The sequence below is a fragment of the Streptomyces sp. AM8-1-1 genome (assembly GCF_032229325.1).
GTDB classification, from domain to species: domain Bacteria; phylum Actinomycetota; class Actinomycetes; order Streptomycetales; family Streptomycetaceae; genus Streptomyces; species Streptomyces achmelvichensis.
Genome location: NZ_CP135086.1, coordinates 118,149 through 136,831, shown reverse-complemented (window position 1 = coordinate 136,831; position 18,683 = coordinate 118,149). Strand labels below are relative to the sequence as shown.

16 protein-coding genes and 4 pseudogenes are annotated in these 18,683 nt (G+C 67.0%); 14 read left to right on the top strand and 6 right to left on the bottom strand.

The window, feature by feature from the left end; genetic code table 11:
• Nucleotides 1-49 precede the first annotated feature (49 nt).
• The 5 genes and pseudogenes from RPQ07_RS00660 (at nt 50) to RPQ07_RS00640 (ending at nt 3,591) form a co-directional block, all read left to right on the top strand.
• On the top strand, nt 50-1,027 hold the full coding sequence (locus RPQ07_RS00660) for an L-threonylcarbamoyladenylate synthase (protein WP_313941974.1): 978 nt from the start codon (nt 50-52) through the stop codon (nt 1,025-1,027).
• A gap of 2 nt (nt 1,028-1,029) precedes the next feature.
• Nucleotides 1,030-1,450, top strand: a pseudogene (locus RPQ07_RS00655) (transposase); the annotation flags it as partial.
• Nucleotides 1,451-1,504: 54 nt separating this feature from the next.
• A complete protein-coding gene (locus RPQ07_RS00650) occupies nt 1,505-2,383 on the top strand; it encodes a chromosome condensation regulator (RefSeq protein WP_313941973.1) in 879 nt (292 codons plus the stop codon).
• Nucleotides 2,384-2,391: 8 nt separating this feature from the next.
• Nucleotides 2,392-2,745, top strand: a pseudogene (msrB, locus tag RPQ07_RS00645) (peptide-methionine (R)-S-oxide reductase MsrB); the annotation flags it as partial.
• Nucleotides 2,746-3,153: 408 nt separating this feature from the next.
• On the top strand, nt 3,154-3,591 hold the full coding sequence (locus RPQ07_RS00640; protein ID WP_313941972.1) for a hypothetical protein: 438 nt from the start codon (nt 3,154-3,156) through the stop codon (nt 3,589-3,591).
• 149 nt (nt 3,592-3,740) lie between these two features.
• Here the strand turns inward: RPQ07_RS00640 and RPQ07_RS00635 are convergent, their stop codons facing one another.
• From RPQ07_RS00635 to RPQ07_RS00620, 4 genes are all read right to left on the bottom strand, one after another.
• Nucleotides 3,741-4,070: a hypothetical protein gene (locus tag RPQ07_RS00635; RefSeq protein ID WP_313941971.1), complete on the bottom strand. Its 330-nt coding sequence runs from the start codon at nt 4,068-4,070 to the stop codon at nt 3,741-3,743.
• 32 nt (nt 4,071-4,102) lie between these two features.
• Nucleotides 4,103-4,366, bottom strand: coding sequence for a hypothetical protein (locus tag RPQ07_RS00630; RefSeq protein ID WP_313941970.1), 264 nt, complete (start codon nt 4,364-4,366; stop codon nt 4,103-4,105).
• Nucleotides 4,367-5,024: 658 nt separating this feature from the next.
• Entirely contained in the window at nt 5,025-5,171 is a 147-nt protein-coding gene (locus RPQ07_RS00625) for a DUF1048 domain-containing protein (protein WP_391846673.1), read from the bottom strand.
• Between the two features lie 168 nt (nt 5,172-5,339).
• A complete protein-coding gene (locus RPQ07_RS00620; protein WP_313941969.1) occupies nt 5,340-6,185 on the bottom strand; it encodes a VOC family protein in 846 nt (281 codons plus the stop codon).
• A 327-nt stretch (nt 6,186-6,512) separates the two neighbouring features.
• On the opposite strand from RPQ07_RS00620, the gene RPQ07_RS00615 reads away from it, so the two are divergent.
• The 8 genes and pseudogenes from RPQ07_RS00615 to RPQ07_RS00575 all read left to right on the top strand — a co-directional run bounded on the left by RPQ07_RS00615 (nt 6,513) and on the right by RPQ07_RS00575 (nt 15,021).
• Nucleotides 6,513-6,719: a cold-shock protein gene (locus RPQ07_RS00615; protein ID WP_313941968.1), complete on the top strand. Its 207-nt coding sequence runs from the start codon at nt 6,513-6,515 to the stop codon at nt 6,717-6,719.
• Between the two features lie 146 nt (nt 6,720-6,865).
• Nucleotides 6,866-7,315 carry an HD domain-containing protein gene (locus RPQ07_RS00610; protein WP_313941967.1) on the top strand — a complete coding sequence of 150 codons (450 nt, stop codon included), beginning with the start codon at nt 6,866-6,868 and terminating at the stop codon, nt 7,313-7,315.
• Between the two features lie 193 nt (nt 7,316-7,508).
• Nucleotides 7,509-7,742: a DUF5133 domain-containing protein gene (locus RPQ07_RS00605; RefSeq protein ID WP_313941966.1), complete on the top strand. Its 234-nt coding sequence runs from the start codon at nt 7,509-7,511 to the stop codon at nt 7,740-7,742.
• 586 nt (nt 7,743-8,328) lie between these two features.
• Nucleotides 8,329-9,636, top strand: coding sequence for an ATP-grasp domain-containing protein (locus RPQ07_RS00600; RefSeq protein ID WP_313941965.1), 1,308 nt, complete (start codon nt 8,329-8,331; stop codon nt 9,634-9,636).
• A gap of 51 nt (nt 9,637-9,687) precedes the next feature.
• Entirely contained in the window at nt 9,688-11,733 is a 2,046-nt protein-coding gene (locus tag RPQ07_RS00595) for a CocE/NonD family hydrolase (protein WP_313941964.1), read from the top strand.
• Between the two features lie 547 nt (nt 11,734-12,280).
• The gene (locus RPQ07_RS00590; RefSeq protein WP_313941963.1) at nt 12,281-12,649 is read left to right on the top strand and encodes a hypothetical protein; all 369 of its coding nucleotides are present in this window, start codon (nt 12,281-12,283) and stop codon (nt 12,647-12,649) included.
• A gap of 619 nt (nt 12,650-13,268) precedes the next feature.
• Nucleotides 13,269-13,499, top strand: coding sequence for a DUF5133 domain-containing protein (locus tag RPQ07_RS00580; RefSeq protein WP_313941962.1), 231 nt, complete (start codon nt 13,269-13,271; stop codon nt 13,497-13,499).
• Between the two features lie 689 nt (nt 13,500-14,188).
• Nucleotides 14,189-15,021 (top strand): annotated as a pseudogene (locus tag RPQ07_RS00575) (SigB/SigF/SigG family RNA polymerase sigma factor).
• A gap of 599 nt (nt 15,022-15,620) precedes the next feature.
• On the opposite strand, the pseudogene RPQ07_RS37735 reads toward RPQ07_RS00575, so the two are convergent.
• Both RPQ07_RS37735 and RPQ07_RS00565 read right to left on the bottom strand, forming a co-directional pair.
• A pseudogene (locus tag RPQ07_RS37735) lies at nt 15,621-16,015 on the bottom strand (CBS domain-containing protein).
• Between the two features lie 124 nt (nt 16,016-16,139).
• A complete protein-coding gene (locus RPQ07_RS00565) occupies nt 16,140-17,276 on the bottom strand; it encodes an amidinotransferase (protein WP_413777683.1) in 1,137 nt (378 codons plus the stop codon).
• Nucleotides 17,277-18,262: 986 nt separating this feature from the next.
• Here RPQ07_RS00565 and RPQ07_RS00560 point away from each other — a divergent pair.
• Entirely contained in the window at nt 18,263-18,460 is a 198-nt protein-coding gene (locus tag RPQ07_RS00560) for a hypothetical protein (protein WP_313941960.1), read from the top strand.
• Nucleotides 18,461-18,683 lie beyond the last annotated feature (223 nt).

The window sequence follows — 18,683 nt, the reverse complement described above, 5'->3', positions numbered from 1 at the left end:
CGAAGTTGGGTACGTGGTGCACACGGAACGGTGAGAAGGAAGTACGAAGGTGACGGCAACAACCGGTGACATCCAGCAGGCTGCGGGGGTGCTGCGAGCTGGCGGCCTGGTGGCCTTGCCGACCGAGACCGTCTACGGTCTGGGCGCGAACGCCGAGGACCCCGCGGCCGTTGCTCGGATCTTCCAGGTCAAGGGGCGGCCGCCTTCTCACCCGCTGATTGTGCACATCGCCGCCGCGGACCAGTTGGACGACTGGGTTGAGGAAGTGCCTCTGACGGCGCGTCTGCTGGCCGAACACTTCTGGCCCGGGCCGCTGACCCTGGTCCTGCGACGCGGTCGGCGCGTGCCGCTGGAGGCGACCGGTGGTCTGGAGACGGTGGCAGTGCGCGTTCCCGACCACTCGGTGGCTCTCGCCCTGCTGTCGGCGTTCGGCGGCGGCGTCACGGCACCGTCCGCCAACCGCTTCGGCTCGGTCAGCCCCACCACCGCGCACCACGTCCGGGCGGAGCTCGGTGACGGTGTCGACTTCGTCCTGGACGGTGGGTCCTGCGAGGTCGGTGTCGAGTCGACCATCGTCGACGTCACGGGCGAGACACCGGCGATCTTGCGCCCCGGAGGGGTGACGCGCGAGGACCTCGAAGCGGTACTGGGGCGCCCGCTCTCTGTGCCTTCCACCAGCGGTGTGCGGGTGCCGGGCCAGCATCCCTCGCACTACGCACCGCGGGCGCGGGTTGTTCTCGTCGAGGCGGAGGAGGTCGTCTCCGAAGCCGAGCTCGCCCAGGAGGAGGGGCACCAGGTCGGTGTCTTCCTTCCCCCGCCCCTCGCCGGTGCTGCGGTCAGAGCGCACGCCGTGGTGGCCCTGCCCGAATCGCCGGCGGCTTACGCGCAGGGGCTGTACGGGTTCTTGCGTGAGCTCGACCAGCAGGGGTGCAACCTCATCGTCGCGTCACTGCCGTTGGAGGAGGGGCTGGGGCTGGCCATCGCCAACCGGCTTCGCCGGGCCGCAGGGCCCCGGCCTTCTGCCTGAGCGGCAAGACCGGCAGCGAGCACCACGTGATCGTCGAGGCTCACGGCCGGCACGCGGACCGGCGGCAACCGCAACGACGTGACGCAGCTGATCCCACTGATCCGAGCGTTCCCGCTGATCGGAGGCAAACGCGGCCAGCCGCTGCGCCGCCCGGAGCACCTCTACGCCGACCGCGGCTACGACCGCGAGAGCGATCGCGACCAGGTCCGACGGTTCGCAATCACCCCGCACATAGCTCGGCGCAGCACCTAACACGGCTCCGGACTCGGCGTAGACCGCTGGGTCGTGGAAGGCTCCATCGCACTACTGCACTGGTTCCGCCGCCTACGCATCCGCTGGGGGATCCGCGACGACATCCACCAGGGCTTCAGCACACTCGGTTGTGCCGTCATCTGCTGCCGACGACTGAGGAGCCCGCTCTGATTCCAGGCCAAAGTAGGGTGGAATCCCGTGTCGCAACTAGCGCAAGGAGGCGGAATGCTCGCCAACTCGTCGGCGCTGGCGGCCGGAAGGCGTCATTCGGTCGGACGGCGCTGCGATGGAACCGTTCTCGCCGTGGGCAATACCGCAGCTGCTGAATGTCGTGTCGAGCGATGGGAAGACGTCGTAGCGGTGGCAGCTGGCAACGTCCATTCCGCGACGAACACGGGCAAGGCTCACACTGTTGGACTCCGGTCGGACGGCACGGTGCTGGCAACGGGGTGGAATGGCGATGGGCAATGTGATGTCGCAGGATGGCGAGGCGTTACGGCCGTGGCAGCAGGCTGGCGCCGCACGCTCGGGCTACTCGCGAATGGCCGCGTGCTAGCAGTTGGCCGGAGTTCAGAAGGACAGTGCGACGTGGAGTCCTGGCGCGACATGGTCGTCGTCTCGTGTGGTGACTGGCACTCGGTCGGCGTCAGGTCAGATGGCTCTGCACTGGCCGCGGGGAACAACCGACGAGGGCAGTGTGACGTTGAAGGGTGGCGTGACCTGGTCGCTATCTCGGCCGGGTACCTCCATACCGTCGGCCTCAGAGCCGACGGGCGGGCAGTGGCCGCCGGAGACCGGGTAGCCGGGGCGTGCGAGGTCGATGAATGGGAAGACGTGGTGGCGATCGGTGCGGGCAGTTACCACACCGTCGGGGTCACTGCGTCCGGGCGGGTCCTCGCCGTGGGTGACAACAGCTACGGACAGTGCGAAGTCGGCGATTGGCGCGACATCGTCGCCGTGGCGGCCGGTTCAACGCACACCCTCGGCCTGCGTGACAACGGCACAGTCGCGGCCGCAGGGAACAATGACGACAGACAGTGCGAAGTCGATGCTTGGTCCGGAATGCAGCCTCCTAGGCCTCCAGGCCGCGCCAAGGCGACCTGACACGCCATATGCCGTACGACATCGAAAAGACGGACGAGCAGGGGCGTGCGGAGTTGAAGCCTGAGGAGTACCGGGTCCTACGCCGCGCCCACACCGAGACGCCGTTCACCGGCGAGTACACCGACATGAAGACGGAGGGCGTCTACGCGTGCCGCGCCTGCGGTGCCGAACTCTTCACCTTCAGGGAAAAGTTCGACTCCCGGTGCGGCTGGCCGTCCTTCTTCGGCCCGAAGGACTCCGACGCCGTCGAGTTGTCCGAAGACCGGTCGTACGGCATGGTGCAGACCGAGGTACGCTGCGCCCGCTGCGGACCTCACCTCGGGCACGTATTCGAGGGTGAGGGATGTCCGACCCCGATCGACGTCGCTGAAGAGTGCTGCTCGCGCCAACGCCAGCAGGAGAATGGATCGCAGGCGTCCTGGGTCAGCTGGTCGGCGAAATCACACAGGCCAGCAGCCAGCAACTGTGAAGAAGAAGCTAGCGTCCTTGCCGCCAAGCGCCTCACCAAGTACGCCTAGTCGTCACGGTCGAGCGGTGGCCTGAGGGCTGGCGAGTCATTCGGGACGACCCGCAGAGCAAGCGCTGCTGACGGACGTCCGTGCACTGCGGTTGTGGCTGCCCGGGTCTTGGATAGCGCAGTAGCTGACACTGCGCAGTGACTGTTCCTGAAGCGCAGGGTCGTGGTTGCGGGCGGTACGAGATCTGGGGCCACAGGCAACGATCTGGTCAATGTCACGCTGCTGCCGGACTGGCGGGTCAATTCTGTGGAGATGGACTGGCTGCCCGTTGCGGGGACTGTACTCGGCACGCTGATCGGCTCGGCCGGAGCGATCACCTCTCAGCATGTGACTAACCGGACCGCTGAACGAAGCGCACGTCGAGCGCGCGCAGACCAGGTCCGCGCCGAGCGGAAGGCTGCGATTCAGGAGTTCGTCGAGGTCTATCAGGGGATCGAGCGTGTCATCAGCAGCGGTGATGATCGGCCGGGTGAGCTGATCCATCGCATGTGGTCGCTGCGCAACAATCTGATACTGGTCGCCTCGGAAGAGCTCTACGACGCGGTGACTGACCTCGCAAACGCTCTTGGCCATACCTACTGGCACGGGACGCCGGACGGTAGTGAACCCTGGGAGCACCTTGGCGGTGTCCGGCGCCGATTCCTTGAGGCGGCGCGCGTTGAGGTGCGCCCTGACCTCCCAGGGAAGTGATTGACGGAGCGCTCCATCGGCCACCTTCCAGGCGACGCCGCCCGAAGCTCTCTCGCATGCACGCATAAGCCCCGATCGAGTCCCGGATTCGTGATCCGGAGCTCGCTGAGATGGGTCTGGGTGGTGAAGTTGCACGCTACTGCCGGGAATCAGTTTGTCCAGGTCTTGATCTGAGCGGCGACTTCCCGCACCGGGAGCCCGTCCCGGGCGGCGCGGGCTAGCGGGAGAACGGTGTTCAGGCCAGGGCTCACCGGCAGGCTGCACGCCGACAGGTACGCCGCGGTCACGGTGGCCGCGAACAGCAGGTTCCTCACCTCCAGGCTCGGGTTTCTCGCCAGCTCGCACAGCAGCGCCGCGGCCTTGTGATGGGGCTCGGGGTAGACGTCGTGGTCAAGGATTTCCGCCCGGTGACGTGCTTCCGCCGCGACTGGCACGCCGTAGTCGACGACCTGGGGATCTCCCGGGATCTGCTGGGCCACTGCCAAGATCCAGGCGAGATCGATTCGAGGATTCACGCGGCGTCCCTCGGCGCGCTCTCTGCCAGTCCCTCCGAAGGACCGGGGTACCGGTCCTCGCCGACCTCCGCCTCGAACTCTTCCGTGTACGCGGCGATGAACGCCGCGGCGCCGGCCATGAAGGCGGCACGCGACTGGTTCACATCCGCCTCGATCAAGTCGGCCACGTACCCCTGCAGGCTCAGACCGCGGCGCTTGGCCCGGTCCTCGGCGGCCGCCTTGACGGCTTCGTCCAGTCGGATATTCGTTTGCTTGGCCATACTCATCACTGTAGCTAGGTGCTGGTACCGATGGCTAGCAGAATGATGTACGGGCCTCTTGCCCGCGCCGCTGGGGCAGACTCCCGCCTTTACAGCAGAGGGCCTCAGCTTGTGAGCAGACCATCTTCAGTGAGCCGACCCCAAGGCCGTGAAAGCTCGACACACTCCGTTGCTCTGCCCCTCATGGCATCGTCGACCCGCGGGTCGGCCAGGACTGACCGCGACGGTGCTCGTCGTACCAGCTGACAGACCCCCGGACGCTGAGAAACGCCCGCCGACGTGGACGGTCCTGGAATGGTGAATCACCACATCGCACTAGATGTCCTTCCGGTCCACCAGCGAGGCGTACGTGGCGAGCACAACGACGAGCCCGGAACCAGCCCACAGGGTGAGCTGGATCGGGTATGTCTCTCAACTGACGTGCAGGCTGAAGGCCCACTGACCTGTAGCGCTTAGCAAACTTGAGAATGCGGTCGCACGGGTTCTGGCCGGCGAATCTGCCCTGTGGTCTGTAGAGCTTCAGAGATTGAGGCAATCCTGCACCCTCAGTGAGACGACCTTCCGCGGCCGGTGCTCGCTCGGCCCGCGCCTGTTCGCGCCGCGCCGAGGCAGAGCAACCGCGCGTGCGGGCTATGCCTGCGGCAGGAGGCAGGGGGTGCTACCTCTCGAGGGTTACGGCTTCCCTGCTGACGGGCTCCTGGTAGACGTCCACATAGGTGCGTGAGTCTTTGACCAAGTCGTCGCAGAACGCGGTGACATCCGTGTCGATGAGTTCCAGGACCCCCTTGCCTGCGGCGGCGCCCATTGTCGAAGGAGTCGAAGTCAGGCGAGCGGGATGCGGTCGGCGGAGACATCGCGACGATCCGCTTATCGGTGCGACGGCCGCAGCCGGCCGCTACCTCCCCTGGTGGGTGGCAGGAGCGTACCGAGCCGCTTCCTTCTGGGCTCTGGGGCCGCGAGTGCCGATACAAACCTACGCGGTGTTGTCGGCTGCGGACCTGATGGTCCGGTCCTGTCTCTCGACAGTCTCGGGAACGTCCGGTGTTTGGTTGAGGGTGAAGAGGCCGCCGTCGGGGTCGCGGAGTGTCGCCTGGTGCCCGCCGGCCCATTCGGCGTCGGTGACGGTACTCCCGCCGTTGTCCAGAGCGAGGGCGACTGCCGTGTCCAGGTCGGGAACTTTGAAATGGACCAGCCAGCGGGGGCGGAGCTGGGGCTTCGGTGCGCCTTCCTCGACAGGTCCGCTATTCAGGCGGGCGACAGGTTCGCCACGCTGGCGGAGCACGACCTGATCGTCTTCGTATGAGATGTCGCAGCAGCCATCCTCGTCGTCCTTGCCCCAGGCCATAACCTCGCCGTAGAAGATCGCCGCGTCGAACGCGTTGACCGTACGGAGTTCCAGCCAGGCAGGCGAGTGGCGCAGGCTGATACTCCACTCGGCCAGAACGTCCCCGTCCCAGATACCGAAGACGGCTCCGTGGGGGTCGGCCGCCAGTGCCGCCCGGCCGCCAGGCGGATAAGAGACTGGGCCCACTGCGAGTGTGCCTCCCCGCTCACGCACCCGTGCGACAACCTCGTCGGCGTCATAGACGGCGAAATACGGCGTCCATGCCACCGGCACGGCGAATTCCGCCGCCACTGCCCCGATGCCGGCCACCGGCACACCGTCGACCTCCGCAACCGAGAAGGCCCGGCCGAAACGGCCCTGCCGGAATGACCAGCCCAGGACTGCTGCGTAGAAGCGCTCTGCCGCCTGACGATCGCGCGTTGCCAGGCTCAGCCAGCACGGAGCGCCGAAAACATCGGCTGCCACCTGAACCACGGACTTCCTCCCTTTCAGGCTGCCTTCTCTGCACACCTACCACTTTTCAGAGCGAATGCCCCGAAACGGGTGCGCTAGGCCACGCGAGGATGGTGGCTGGATCCAGCCCGTACGGCGAGCGGCTCGGTCATTCCGGCCGGAGTTCAGCCGCGCTCACTACCTCCTGTGGCGGGTGCGACGTTTTCCTGTCCGTGCCGGGATGGTGGTCATCGGGCAGCTCGGTACCGTATGTCGCTGCGGGTAGTCAGTCTCGTACTGCCCGCCACGTACTGCTCTGGGCCCTTCACGGCGGTTGGCAGCACCCTGGATCTCGTGAAGGGGAAGGTCATGGCCACCGGAACGGTGAAGTGGTTCAACGCAGACAAAGGATTTGGATTCATCCAGCAGGACGAGGGCGGGCCGGATGTGTTCGTTCACGTCTCCGCCATCCAGACAACCGGTTTCAAAGAGTTGGCCGAAGGCGCGAAGGTTACGTACGACGTCGTTCAGGGCCCCAAGGGACCACAGGCCGAGCAGTGTGTGCCCATCGGCTAGCCGGCGCCCGGCACCACCGAGGCCGTCCGGCTCTCACATGCTCGGCCTTCCAGCCGTGTGAGAGTCGGTTCCGTCCGGAGACCCGCCGCCCTGCCGCCAAACCCGTGCCCCAGCGTCCTCGGCGCTCCGGGCGTAGGGTCGTGCGTATGTCGGGTCTCACGCTCGACGAGGTCGAGGCGATCGCGCGGGAAGCGCACGCGCACGAGGTAGACGTAACCGGGCGGCCGTACCTGGAGCATGTCCAGGCGGTGGTCGACGGTGTGCGGGAGCGGGGCGGCTCGAACGAGCAGATCGCCGCCGCCTGGCTGCACGACACGCTGGAGAACGACGTGCTCACCCGAGACTGGCTCGACTCGGCCGAACTGCCTCAGCCAGTGAAAGACCTGGTCGACGCCATGACCAAGAGACCCGGGGAGAGCGAGGAGTTCTACTCCCGTCGCATCCTCACGACCAAGGGTGCCCTCCTCATCAAGGACGCAGACCTCGCCCACAACGCCGACCCGAACCGGCTCGCGCTGCTCGACGAACGCACCCGCAACGAACTCAGCGACAAGTACACCGCGCTACGTCAGATGCTCGGCCTGACAGCCGGCTAACGCTCACGGTGCGGCCCTGTAAAGAACAAGCCGCGGCGATGCAAGCTACAGAGCCGAGCGCCATGCGCGACTGGCAGGAAACGGCAGGCCGCGGCCGGACCTGTGCCGTCTCCCGGGAGGCGGCGAATGGGTGAATGGCGGATGGTGTTGGGGGTATTCGCTTGTCGGTATCGGTTCGCGTGTTGGAGGCATCGTGCTTCTTGCTCATCCTGCGGTGTTGAAGGATTTGGTGGAGCGGTACGAGATGTTGCGTGCGCTGCACGCGGAGAAGGGCAGTCCCCAGGTGCGGCAGCGGATGGAGGGCGTTGCCTACACCCTGTGCGTTTCTACCGGCACCAGGGATGTGGATGCGGCGTTGATCGCTGCTCGTCACCGGCTGCCGCCGGGGGCTCGTCCCGAGGACGATTCCCTGGTCGCCACAGCCTGACCGTCGGCAGCCCGTTTCGGAAGCGGGCATGTGCTCAGCCGATGCGGCTACAGACGTGCGCCCTGCACCGTCCAGCGACAGCGGTGCAGGGCGTACTGCCGGCGCTGGCGGCACGAGTCCCAGCGCTGTCTGGAGGGCCGGAGCGGCGTACCTGGGTAGGTGGGCCGCTCCGGTGTGTGCTCTAACGCCGGCTTCCAGGTGAGCGTTACGCAGCCGACAGGATCTCTGTGGGTGGCACTCTGCGGTGAGCCGATGTCGCGGCAGCAGCTTGTGCGGGTTGTGTCCGCGTCGACAGCCCGACGGGTGCCGAGGACGGCCGCGTCCGTCGTCAGGACGACCTCGGACCAGTCCAAGTCCTCCAGCGTGATCTGCTGTCCGCGACGGCGGGCGAGGTCGAGCCCAAGCCGCCCGGCTGCACTCCCAGCCTGCAATGGTGCCCGGCGAGACGTGGAGGCCTCGGCCAGGTCGTCCTTGGGGCCCAGAGGCTTCGGGCCCGCATCGGGCGTCAACGCCCGGTGCGGGCCGGGCATGAGGCAGGCGCGAGCGGGTACCGCGACATCTCCGAACCCCGGAGGAAAGAGGACGCGTGCCCGAGAAGAATGTCTTCGTACTCGGCCTGGACGAGGCCAACCTGCCCACGCTGCACGACATACCGGACGCCGCGTCGCTGCGGTTCCATCCCCTGCTGACCGTCGACGAGCTCCAGGGCGGCGAGGTCTCGGTGGCCGAACTCCTGGAGAAGGCACAGGCGGTGCTCGACGCTTTCGACGGGAGCATCGACGCGATCGTCGGCTACTGGGACTTCCCGGTCAGCACCCTCGTGCCGATCCTCAGCGAGAGGTACGGCACCCGCAGCACCGGCCTGGAATCGGTCGTCAAGTGCGAGCACAAGTACTGGAGCAGGCTCGAACAACAGAAGGTGACCGACAGGCACCCGCGGTTCGGGCGGGTCGACCTCGAGGCCGAGGACCCGCGGCCGCCCGAGGGCGTGCGGTTCCCCATGTGGCTCAAGCCCGCGCTCGCGTACTCCTCGGAGCTCGCCTTCGGCGTCAAGAACGAGGAGGAGTTTCGGACGGCCGTCGCCGAGATCCGCGAGGGCATATCGCGCGTCGGCCGCCCCTTCGAGTACATCCTCGACCGTCTCGACCTCCCGCCCGAGATGGACGGTGTCGGCGGCGAGGTGTGCCTGGCCGAGGAGGAGATGTCCGGCGTCCAGGTCGCGGTGGAGGGATACGTCCACGAGGGCCACGTCACCGTCTACGGGGTCCTCGACTCGATCAACTACCCCGGCTCCTCCTGCTTCCTGCGCCACCAGTACCCCTCCACGCTCCCCGAGCCGGTGATCAAGCAGCTGCACGAGGTCACCGAGCGGGTGATGCGGCAGATCGGCTTCGCGTCGGCGACCTTCAGCGTGGAGTACTTCTACGATCCGCAGACGTCGGAGATCAGCCTCCTGGAGATCAATCCGCGCCACTCCCAGTCGCACGCAGAGCTCTTTCAGTACGTCGACGGCGTGCCGAACCATCACTCCATGGTCCGCCTCGCCCTCGGCGACGACCCCCGGATACCGCACCGGGCGGGCGAGTACGCGACGGCCGCGAAGTGGTACCACCGCTGGTTCGCCGACGGGGTCGTGCACGACGTGCCCACGCCCGACGATCTGAGGCGCATCGAACGGGAGATCCCGGGCATACGTGTCGACGTCGTGCCCGTGGAGGGTGAACGGCTGTCGGAGATGTCCGGACAGGACAGCTACAGCTACGAGCTTGCCCACATCTTCACCGGCGGCGATGACGAGCAGGACCTGCGGGACAAATACGACCGCTGTGTGGCGGCGTTGGGACTCACCTTCGACGAGACCACGCCGGGCGGCCGGGACGAGAAGAACGCCTGAGCCGGCCGGCCACCCAGGGGGCGAGCAGCGAGGAAGGAGCACCACGGCCACATGCGTCACGTGACCCAACTGCCGTACGCGACAAAGGAAGAAGAGCACGTCGTCATCCCCGTCTCCGACGGCGTCGAACTCTCGGCGCGCATCTGGCGACCCACCTCGTCGGACAACGAGCCGGTGCCTGTGGTGCTCGAATACATCCCGTACCGCAAGCGGGACCTCACCGCGGTCCGCGACTCGATGCACCATCCGTACATAGCTGGACACGGATACGCCTGTGTACGCGTCGATCTCCGCGGCACCGGTGATTCCCAGGGGGTGCTCAGGGACGAGTACCTGGAAGTGGAACAGACCGACGCGGAGGACATCCTCGCCTGGCTGGCGCAGCAGCCGTGGTGCGACGGCAACACCGGGATGATGGGGATCTCCTGGGGCGCCTTCGCGGCGCTCCAGGTCGCCGCACGTCGGCCACCGAGCCTGCGGGCCATCGTCATCGCGTCGTTCACCGACGACCGGCACTCCGACGACATGCACTACATGGGCGGAGCGCTGCTCTCCGACAATCTCGCCGAGGCGGGCACGATGTTCGCCTACGGAACCTGCCCGCCGGACCCGGCGGTGGTCGGCGACCGCTGGCGGGAGATGTGGCACGAACGGCTCGAACACACCCGCCCCTGGGTCCTCGAATGGCTGCGCCACCAGCGTCGCGACGACTACTGGCGGCATGCGTCGGTATGCGAGGACTACGACGCGGTCCAGTGCCCGGTCCTCGCCTCCAGCGGCTGGGCCGACGGCTACTCCAACGCCGTCACGCGGCTGCTGGGCAACCTGGATGTCCCCCGCAAGGGACTGATCGGCCCGTGGTCGCACAAATTCCCGCACCTAGGCGAGCCGGGCCCGGCCATCGGCTACCTCCAGGAGGTCGTGCGGTGGTGGGACCACTGGCTCAAGGGCGCCGACAACGGCGTGATGGACGGACCCATGCTCCAGACCTGGATGCAGGAGAGCGTGCCGCCGTCGACGTCGTACGAGGAACGTCCGGGCCGCTGGGTCGGTGAACCCGGCTGGCCGTCCCCGCACATCGAGCCGGTCACCCACCCGCTCACCCGGCACCGGATCGGGCCGCCCGGCACGGCATCCGACGACGTGCCGGAGGACGGCGGGACGGAGCCGATGACCGTCCAGTCGCCCCTGTCGGTGGGGCAGTTCGCGGGCAAGTGGGCCTCCTACAACGCGCCGCCCGACCTGCCGTACGACCAGCGCGAGGAGGACGGCGGTTCCCTGGTCTTCGACACCGACCCGCTGACCGAGCCCCTGGAGATCCTCGGGTCGCCGACCGTCGAACTGGACCTCGCTGTCAGCGAGCCCGTCGCGATGGTGGCGGCACGCCTGTCCGACGTGAGCCCCGATGGCCGCGCCACCCGTGTCTCCTACGGCCTGCTGAATCTCACCCGCCGGGACAGCACCGAGTCACCCGAGGAGCTGGTACCGGGCCGCCGCTACCGGGCCACCGTCCACCTCAACGGAGTGGCGCAGGCCTTCCCTCCGGGGCACCGCGTCCGGCTGTCCCTGTCGACCTCGTACTGGCCGCTCGCCTGGCCGCCGCCGAAGCCCGCCCTGCTGAGCGTCTACGAAGGCTCCAGCACGCTCACGCTGCCGGTACGCCCGACGGAAGAGCCCGACGAGATGCCGCGCAGCCCCTTCGGCGAGCCCGAGGGGACCCCGCCCGTCGCGTCGACCCGGCTCACACCCCCGGAACAGCGCTGGGAGGTCAAGCGCGACCTCGTCGACTACCGGGCGGAACTGGAGATCGTGAAGGACCGGGGCATGGTCCGCATCGAGGACATCGGCCTCGATGTCGGCTGTCGTGCCCACGAACGCTACGCGGCCGTAGCCGACGATTTCATCTCGGTCAGCGGCGAGACGACCTGGACCATGCGTTTCCGCCGGGACGACTGGGACGTGCGGGTCGTCACGCGTACGCGCCTCACGTCGGACGCGACCGACTTCCACGTCGACGCCACCTTGGACGGCTACGAGGGCGACACGCGGGTGTTCTCACGCACCTGGAACGAGAGCGTGCCGCGCGACCTGCTCTAGCCGGCGCTTGGGGAGGACGTCGGGCGCGTGGCGCGATCAGAAGCCGTGACGACGGTCGCCTCCCGCACGTAAACAAGCGGCCCCGGCCCGGGGCCCTCGGTTCGAAGGCAGATGCCGGGAATCGGGAGGTAGCGACTGTTGCGCCGGTCGGGAACGAGGGCCTTCGGAAGTCATCGGATCGAGGCCGACGAGCCATGCAAGGCGTCCACGAGGGAGGAGAAGCGGCTTCGGAATCCGGCACGCCTGCGGAGAGCATCACCATCCGCGGAGGACCGCGACAAGAAGTCCCAGGGCATCCACACCTGCCGCAGGGGAAGTCTCAACGACCCATCGGTGACTAGGACGCTTCCCCCTTCACCGGCGTGGACACGCACGAATCGTACGATAAGGTCGCCAGCCGCTGGTCGGTTCGTCCGTCCGCCAGGGCCAATCGGCCATGCGCCTCCCCGCACGCGCGGGGGTGATCCACCACTGTGGTGTAGCGGCCAATGGGGCCGCGGTATGGGGTTTGGGGTGATCGGCCCGGCCCGGCAGGTGATAGTCGGGCATGGCCGTTTCGTCTTCTCGTTTCTCAGTGCCGAACGCTTTCGAGCTGCTGCGTGAGCAGTACTCCAAGCGGCTGCCCTGGCGTCTCGAGGATCTGACCGGCCCGAGGAGTGGCACGGTCGATCTTCCGCTGCACGTTGTCTGGTCGGGGCGAACCTCCTACGACGTCGAGCAGCCGCGGTCACGGATGGGCCTGTACCGAACAGTGCTGGCCGAGGGACAGTGCCAGGACCTGATCGACTACCTGAACCGGGACCTGCTCATCGGACAGTGGCCGGTGCTGCGGACCCTGATCAGCCGGCCGCTGCGTGCCGCATGGGAAGCCGCCTTCGTCGAGTTGGCTTCGGCCCGGAGCGGGACGGCCGCGTGAACCTGAACGACCTGCACCGCCATCTTCTGGCCGATGTCCTCGCGATCGGAGCACCGCATCCGTTGGTGATCACCGGCGGGTACGCCGTGCAAGCTCACGGTCTGGTCGACCCAGCCAGGACCTCGACGTGGCCACCGAGAACCCGGCCACGATCGACGAGATCGTAGGCAGATCGAGACAGGGGGCCCTGTCTGGCCGGCTCATCGCCAGCGACCCGGACACAGGGGAGGAATGCGAGGTCGACATCCTCAAGGATGCCTTCTTGCACCGCGGTGATGCTTCTGGATCACAGTTGAAGGGCCGGACCCACCAGGGGTCCGGCCCTTCAACTGTGACAGCGTGAGCCAACACGCCGTCACGGATCCTGGTCAGCAGTGGTTGGAGCCAGTAGCAGCCAGGGCCTCGGACGCCACGTTGCCTCTCCTCTACGCTTGGAGCGCTCACTGGAAAAGTCAGACCAGCCGCTCGAAGTCTGGCGCGAGTGCCTCGCGTGACGAGACGCGGAAACTGCTGGTCGCCGCCGGACCTGTGCCGTCTCCCGGGAGGCGGCGAATGGGTGAATGGCGGATGCTGTTGGGGGTATTCGCTTCGCGGTATCGGCTCGTGTGTTGGAGGCATCGTGCTTCTTGCTCACCCTGCGGTGTTGAAGGATCTGGTGGAGCAGTACGAGACATTGCGTGCGCTGCATGCGGAGAAGGGCAGCCCGGGCGTGCGGCAGCGGATGGAGGACGTCGCCTACACCCTGTGCGTGTCTACCGGCACCAGGGATGTGGATGCGGCGTTGATCGCTGCTCGTCACCGGCTGCCGGGGGCCCGTCCCGAGGACGATTCACTGGTGGCCGCGGGCTGACCACTGGCAGCCGTCCGCTTCGCCAAGCCGTTCATCGGCTTCGGATGCAGAGGTACGCCCTGCATCGTCCAGCGACGGCGACGCAGGGCGTACTGCCGGCGCTGGAGGGCACGATTCCCAGCGCGGTCTGTGAGGGCCGGAGCGGCGTACCCGGGTAGGTGGGCCGCTCCGGCGTGTGCTCTAACGCGCGCTTGCATCTCGCGTTACGCGTCATACGGGATGAGTAACGAGTGAGGTCCTGAACTGCTGTCGGCGCAGCCCTGTCGGCCGCGCCTCCGGTGCGCGGGACCCGCTGGTCGTTAGCGTGCTGTGTGCACACCGGCACCTGCTTTCGCCTTGCACGTGCCCTGCGGCCCCGCACCACTCCCCGGGTGCCGGGGTCGCTGCGTTCACAGGACTCCGGCGCCTTTCTGCATGGTGAAGCCCGGGACACCGTGACCTGGGGCGTCCCGGGCGTTCCCCAACCGCTCCGGCGACCTCGGGAGGGTGTACCGGAGATAGTTCGATGATGCGGCACACCGCTGGCCCCCGCATGCCGGCAGCGTGACCGGAAGAGTGGCGGGTTCGGATCTGTGTGGGGTGCCGGGAGTCGGGCAGGGGCCTTACATAAGCCCAGTTCCCCTCGACAGCAAGGTGGATCGCGATGACATCCCGGCAGCTGTCCGAAGCCCCTCCTACGGACCCGGCGCTTGGTGCGCAGGCGGCGGGGGGTGCGCGGAGAGCAGCCGCGGGTGCTGCATGTGGACAAGATCGCCCCGCGCGATGCCCGGGAACTGTCGAAAGTGTTCTTCGACCGGCTCCAGGCCCTCGAGGAGGGCACGCCCGAGCACCAGTACGTGCGGAACACGCTCATCGAGATGAACCAGTCGTTGGTGAAGTTCGTGGTCCGCCGGTTCCGTAACCGGGGCGACGGTGAGATGGAGGACATCACCCAGGTCGGCATGATCGGTCTGATCAAGGCCATCGACCGGTTCGACCTCAAGCGCGGTGTCGTGTTCTCTTCTTTCGCGATCCCGTACATCGAGGGGGAGATCAAGCGCTTCTTCCGCGACTCAACCTGGGCTGTCCACGTGCCGCGCCGCTTGCAGGAGCTGCGGACGGAGAGGCGAAGGAACGTCTGTCCAACGAGCTGGACCGGGACCCTACGGTGAGGGAGCTCGCCGATCACCTGGACCTCTCCGACGAGGAGGTCCGGGAGGGTCTGGTCGCGGCGAACGCGTATAGCGCCGACCCGCTGGACGGCCCGGAGCCTGGGGGCGAGGAGTCGCCCGAGCCGAAGCGCACTCACGCGGACACGGCCGGTGAACTGGACCCGGCGATGGAGCTGTTCGAGAACCTGCACACGCTGGCCCCCCTGCTGCGTGAGCTGGACGACCGGGAACGGAAAATCATCGAAATGCGCTGCGGGCAGGAACTCACCCAGGTACGCATCGGTGAAGAACTCGGCATCTCCCAGATGCACGTCTCCCGGCTCCTGGCCCGCGCGCTGGCCCAGCTCCGTACCGGTCTCCTCACCGGTTAGTGGCCACTTCCTCCGGAGGTGGGACGAGCTGTCCCGCTCGGTGACACATTGAGTGTGGTCCGGTCCGCGGTTCCTCCCGCCGTGGCCTGCGGGCCGGACCATCGCTGCAGCATGGGTGATGGGCGCGGCAGCTGAAGGGGACAGGGCCGTGCCGGATGATCTGCAGCGTCCCGCTGGCGGGGACGCCGCCGTCGGTCAGGATGAATCGAGCCAGCCGGCCATCGATACGCAGTCGGGTCTCTGCGCGTCGCGCATCATCCAGATGTCGTGCCCGAGGTGGAGGGTGCCCGCGGCAGCCCGGGGCGGCGAACCCGGCGTAGGACGACGTCCCGTTGCACTGCCTCAACTGGGACGGCGCCAGAACTCGACCCCGTCGGCCACAATGCGCGCCGCGCCGTCATACGTCGTCAGGGGGACATTCTGAGTGCGTCGGCCAGGTGAGCGAAGCATGTTCAGCGGTTTTGGCGGAGGGGTGACTGTATGCCGCGCTTGTCGTTGTCCACGTGACGAGGGCGTCCATCCGCTCGCGCCAAGGAGAGGGCCCCGTTGCCGCGCCCGGCCCCGGGGCCCTCCCGGCAGGAGCGGAACGATCGCCTGGGTCAGTCGGGAGAAAGGGCCTCGACGAGGTCGCCAACGTTAGGGTCGGACGGTGCTCGGGCGACGCCGACTAGGGCGACGACGCCGACCAGGTCGTGTCCGTCGATCACCGGCAGCCGGCGGACCTTGTGCCGCCTCATCGTATTGCGGATCTCGTCGGCGTTGCCATCGGCGCCGATGATGACTGCTTCGCCCTGAGCAGGTCACCGGCTTTCACCTCTCCGCCGGGTCCTTGCCCACGCCCAGGACCTTCACGACGGTGTCCCGATCGGTGAGCATGCCCTTGAGCCGGTTGTCGGTCCCGCAGACCGGCAGCGCACCGACCCGAGGTCGGTCAGCTTCTTCGCGGCATCCAGATGCTGTCCTCTGCGCCGACGCATTCGGCACCACCGGTCATGATCTCTCGTGCGGTGGTCGTGGTCGGATCTTTCCGTGAGTCGGTGACGGTGACACAGCACCGAGTTCCCGCGTAGGTCGGTGCGCATAACGCCAGGCTCCCGTGGCGGCAGTTTGACGGCTGGTCAGTCGAAGTAGGAGTTGAGGGTGCCGCGTCGTCGGATGTCGAGTGTTGCGCAGTGGAACGAGCCACCGAATGGCGCGTAGTGGAGCAGGTCGCAGGGGACGGGCTCGAATCCCCAATTTTCGAGGGCGCGCAGCATGGTGGTGTGGTGGCGCTCCGCGAGGACCCGCTTTTCGTCGATCATGAGAATGTTCATGCTGAGCCATTTGCCGCACATTGACGTGATCTTCAGGAGGCGGTCGTCGATAGGGGTGGGCTCGGGGGCGACCAGGATGTCCCACGATCTCAGGACGTCAGGCAGGTGGTCGACGTCGATGTACTCGGGGTTGATCAGCACCTTGCCCGGTGAGAGCAAGAGGAAGGTCGTGTCGATGTGCATGGGGGTGCGGCATCGGCTCTCGATTTCGTGGATGCGATAGCCGGATCCGAGATGACGCCGCAGCCAGTCGATACCCATGCGGTTGGTGACATTGCTGCGCGTCACGAAGAGGTCGCGTCCTGCTCGTACGAAGTCTGCGGCGTCGAAGACGGGCTCGAACTCGGTAAGGATGTAGCGCATGGGTTCGCCCGGCTTCGGGACGCGGAAGTTCTTCTCGAAAAGTGCATCGGTGAGTTGTGGCTTGGGGGCGGCCGTCCATCGGGCGCCGCGGCGGAAGTAGTCCTTGAGGAGCGTCCGGTAGGAGTGGGTTTCGAAGTAGCGGCACGGCCACGCCATGGGGGTTTCGATGATCTCGTCACCGATGACGAGAAGGCTGTCGCGAGGGCAGGTGTTGCAGAAGCCGCGCGATGACCAGTCGGGTGTAGCGAAGCGTTGTCGGTGACCGACCGGATCCGGTCGGGTGACCGTGATGCCGAGGGACTTCAGGAGGGCGATGAAATTGTCGAGTTCACGCTGCGCCGGTTCGATCAGACGGCGCGGGAACGGGAGCCCAGCGGCGAGGCCTTGTATGCGGGCAGCCCAGAGCGGAATGTTGCAGGTGACGACGGGGTGGTTGGACGGGATGGTCGCGCCCTCGAGGCGGCCGACAATGATCTCCTCCAGGGGATCCCACTCGGTGTGGGAACTGACTGGCGACACGAGCGCTTTCGGGGCGACGTCTTCTGCGATGGGGCTTTCTGCTCTCGATGTGGTCGTCACGGCTGATCGCCTCCGCTCCCCGGTAGCAACGAAACGTTACTGAGGGTGGACTCCGTGCGATCCGCGTTAGGCCACTCCCCATGGCGTGTACCCGCACTCTGGAGCCCCATGGCAAAGAGGGTTCGTCGCTGACACCACTCCTGGGCTCAACGCCCGCCTGAACAAGGTATGAGCACTGCGTAGCTCCAGTAAGGGCAGGAGCATGCCGTCGCGGGAGCTGAGGGTCCACGTCATCCGTCATAGGGCGCGGTCCGACACGGCGGCGGTGCGCCGCCGAACGCGACGGGCCCAGGTTCCACTGGCACCCTTCCTCGGCCTGCTGCCGCTGCCCGAACGGCAGGCGATTGCCCGGGCTCTGCGCACAGAGACCGTCGGCAGCCTGTCCTCCTCGGTGCAGCGGTCGCTTCCGCGGCGCAACGCCGTCTAACGGCACTGTACGGCGGAGACCGTCGACGCCGACGCATCCCGACATCTACCCGCAAGGCAATCCCCTGGGGACCGGCGGCACCGTCCCCGCCCGGACGGGACACCACAGCTGATGGCCGGCAGCGGCACCTCCCTGCTGGCACCCGTCATCGTCCCTGCCGCTCTGGTCATCCGCACCGCGATCACAGAACTCCGGCATCCGGGCAGCACCGGGTCAGGGGCGCAGTGCCTGTGAGCGGCTGTCGACTCTGTGCACACGATCTGTGAGCGCACACCCAACCTGCTTCGCGATCACTGCGGGATGTTCGTTCACGCACCGGCCAGTGCCGGCTCGAAGACGAAGAGCAGCTTTCACATTCGAGGCAGCCCGTCCTGTTCGCGCCTGGTACTGGCACCATTCTGAAACTTACGCGGGGTCACCTTGTCCAAGATCAAGCTTCGGATCGCGTCTGGCAGCGCCGTTTCTCGTGCTCGGCATGAGTTCCGCGGCGTTGGCCCACAGCGGGGGTCAGTGGGTCGACCTTCAGTCTCCGGGTTCCCCGCTGGGTCCCGCAGGCCCGATGCAGCATGTGGACAGCGGCGACAAGTTCCGTGTCTACGAGTGGCACGCCGACGGTCACGGTGTCCGTGGCTACCTGCAGGTCCTCACCAGCAGCGGAAGCTGGGTCCAGCTCCACACCTCCTACAACGGCAATGGCGCGGGCAAGGGACACACGGAGTTCACGCGCGACGTGCTCGGCAACTCAACTGCCGCATGAAGGTATGCACCTCCTCTGTCACAGCAGTAGGTGTGCTGCTGCGGCGGCGAAGGACGGGTGGCGAGCAGCAGGGCCGGGGCGAGGCTGTCTGCGGCGATGCCGGCGTGTACGCGATGCAGTGGCAAGAGGAGTGCTCACTTTCTCGACCCGCGCATGGGCATTAACGACGTCCCGCAGGCCGACGACCTCACAGGCGCCGACAGCCACGTCGGACCACCCTTCA

Excerpts from the sequence above, each read along its gene's own strand:
- RPQ07_RS00650 (WP_313941973.1), top strand. The coding sequence starts at position 1,505 with ATGCTCGCCAACTCGTCGGCGCTGGCGGCCGGAAGGCGTCATTCGGTC.
- RPQ07_RS00640 (WP_313941972.1), top strand. The coding sequence starts at position 3,154 with ATGGACTGGCTGCCCGTTGCGGGGACTGTACTCGGCACGCTGATCGGC.
- RPQ07_RS00630 (WP_313941970.1), bottom strand. The coding sequence starts at position 4,366 with ATGGCCAAGCAAACGAATATCCGACTGGACGAAGCCGTCAAGGCGGCC.
- RPQ07_RS00625 (WP_391846673.1), bottom strand. The coding sequence starts at position 5,171 with ATGGGCGCCGCCGCAGGCAAGGGGGTCCTGGAACTCATCGACACGGAT.
- RPQ07_RS00615 (WP_313941968.1), top strand. The coding sequence starts at position 6,513 with ATGGCCACCGGAACGGTGAAGTGGTTCAACGCAGACAAAGGATTTGGA.
- RPQ07_RS00610 (WP_313941967.1), top strand. The coding sequence starts at position 6,866 with ATGTCGGGTCTCACGCTCGACGAGGTCGAGGCGATCGCGCGGGAAGCG.
- RPQ07_RS00595 (WP_313941964.1), top strand. The coding sequence starts at position 9,688 with ATGCGTCACGTGACCCAACTGCCGTACGCGACAAAGGAAGAAGAGCAC.
- RPQ07_RS00590 (WP_313941963.1), top strand. The coding sequence starts at position 12,281 with ATGGCCGTTTCGTCTTCTCGTTTCTCAGTGCCGAACGCTTTCGAGCTG.
- RPQ07_RS00560 (WP_313941960.1), top strand. The coding sequence starts at position 18,263 with ATGCAGCATGTGGACAGCGGCGACAAGTTCCGTGTCTACGAGTGGCAC.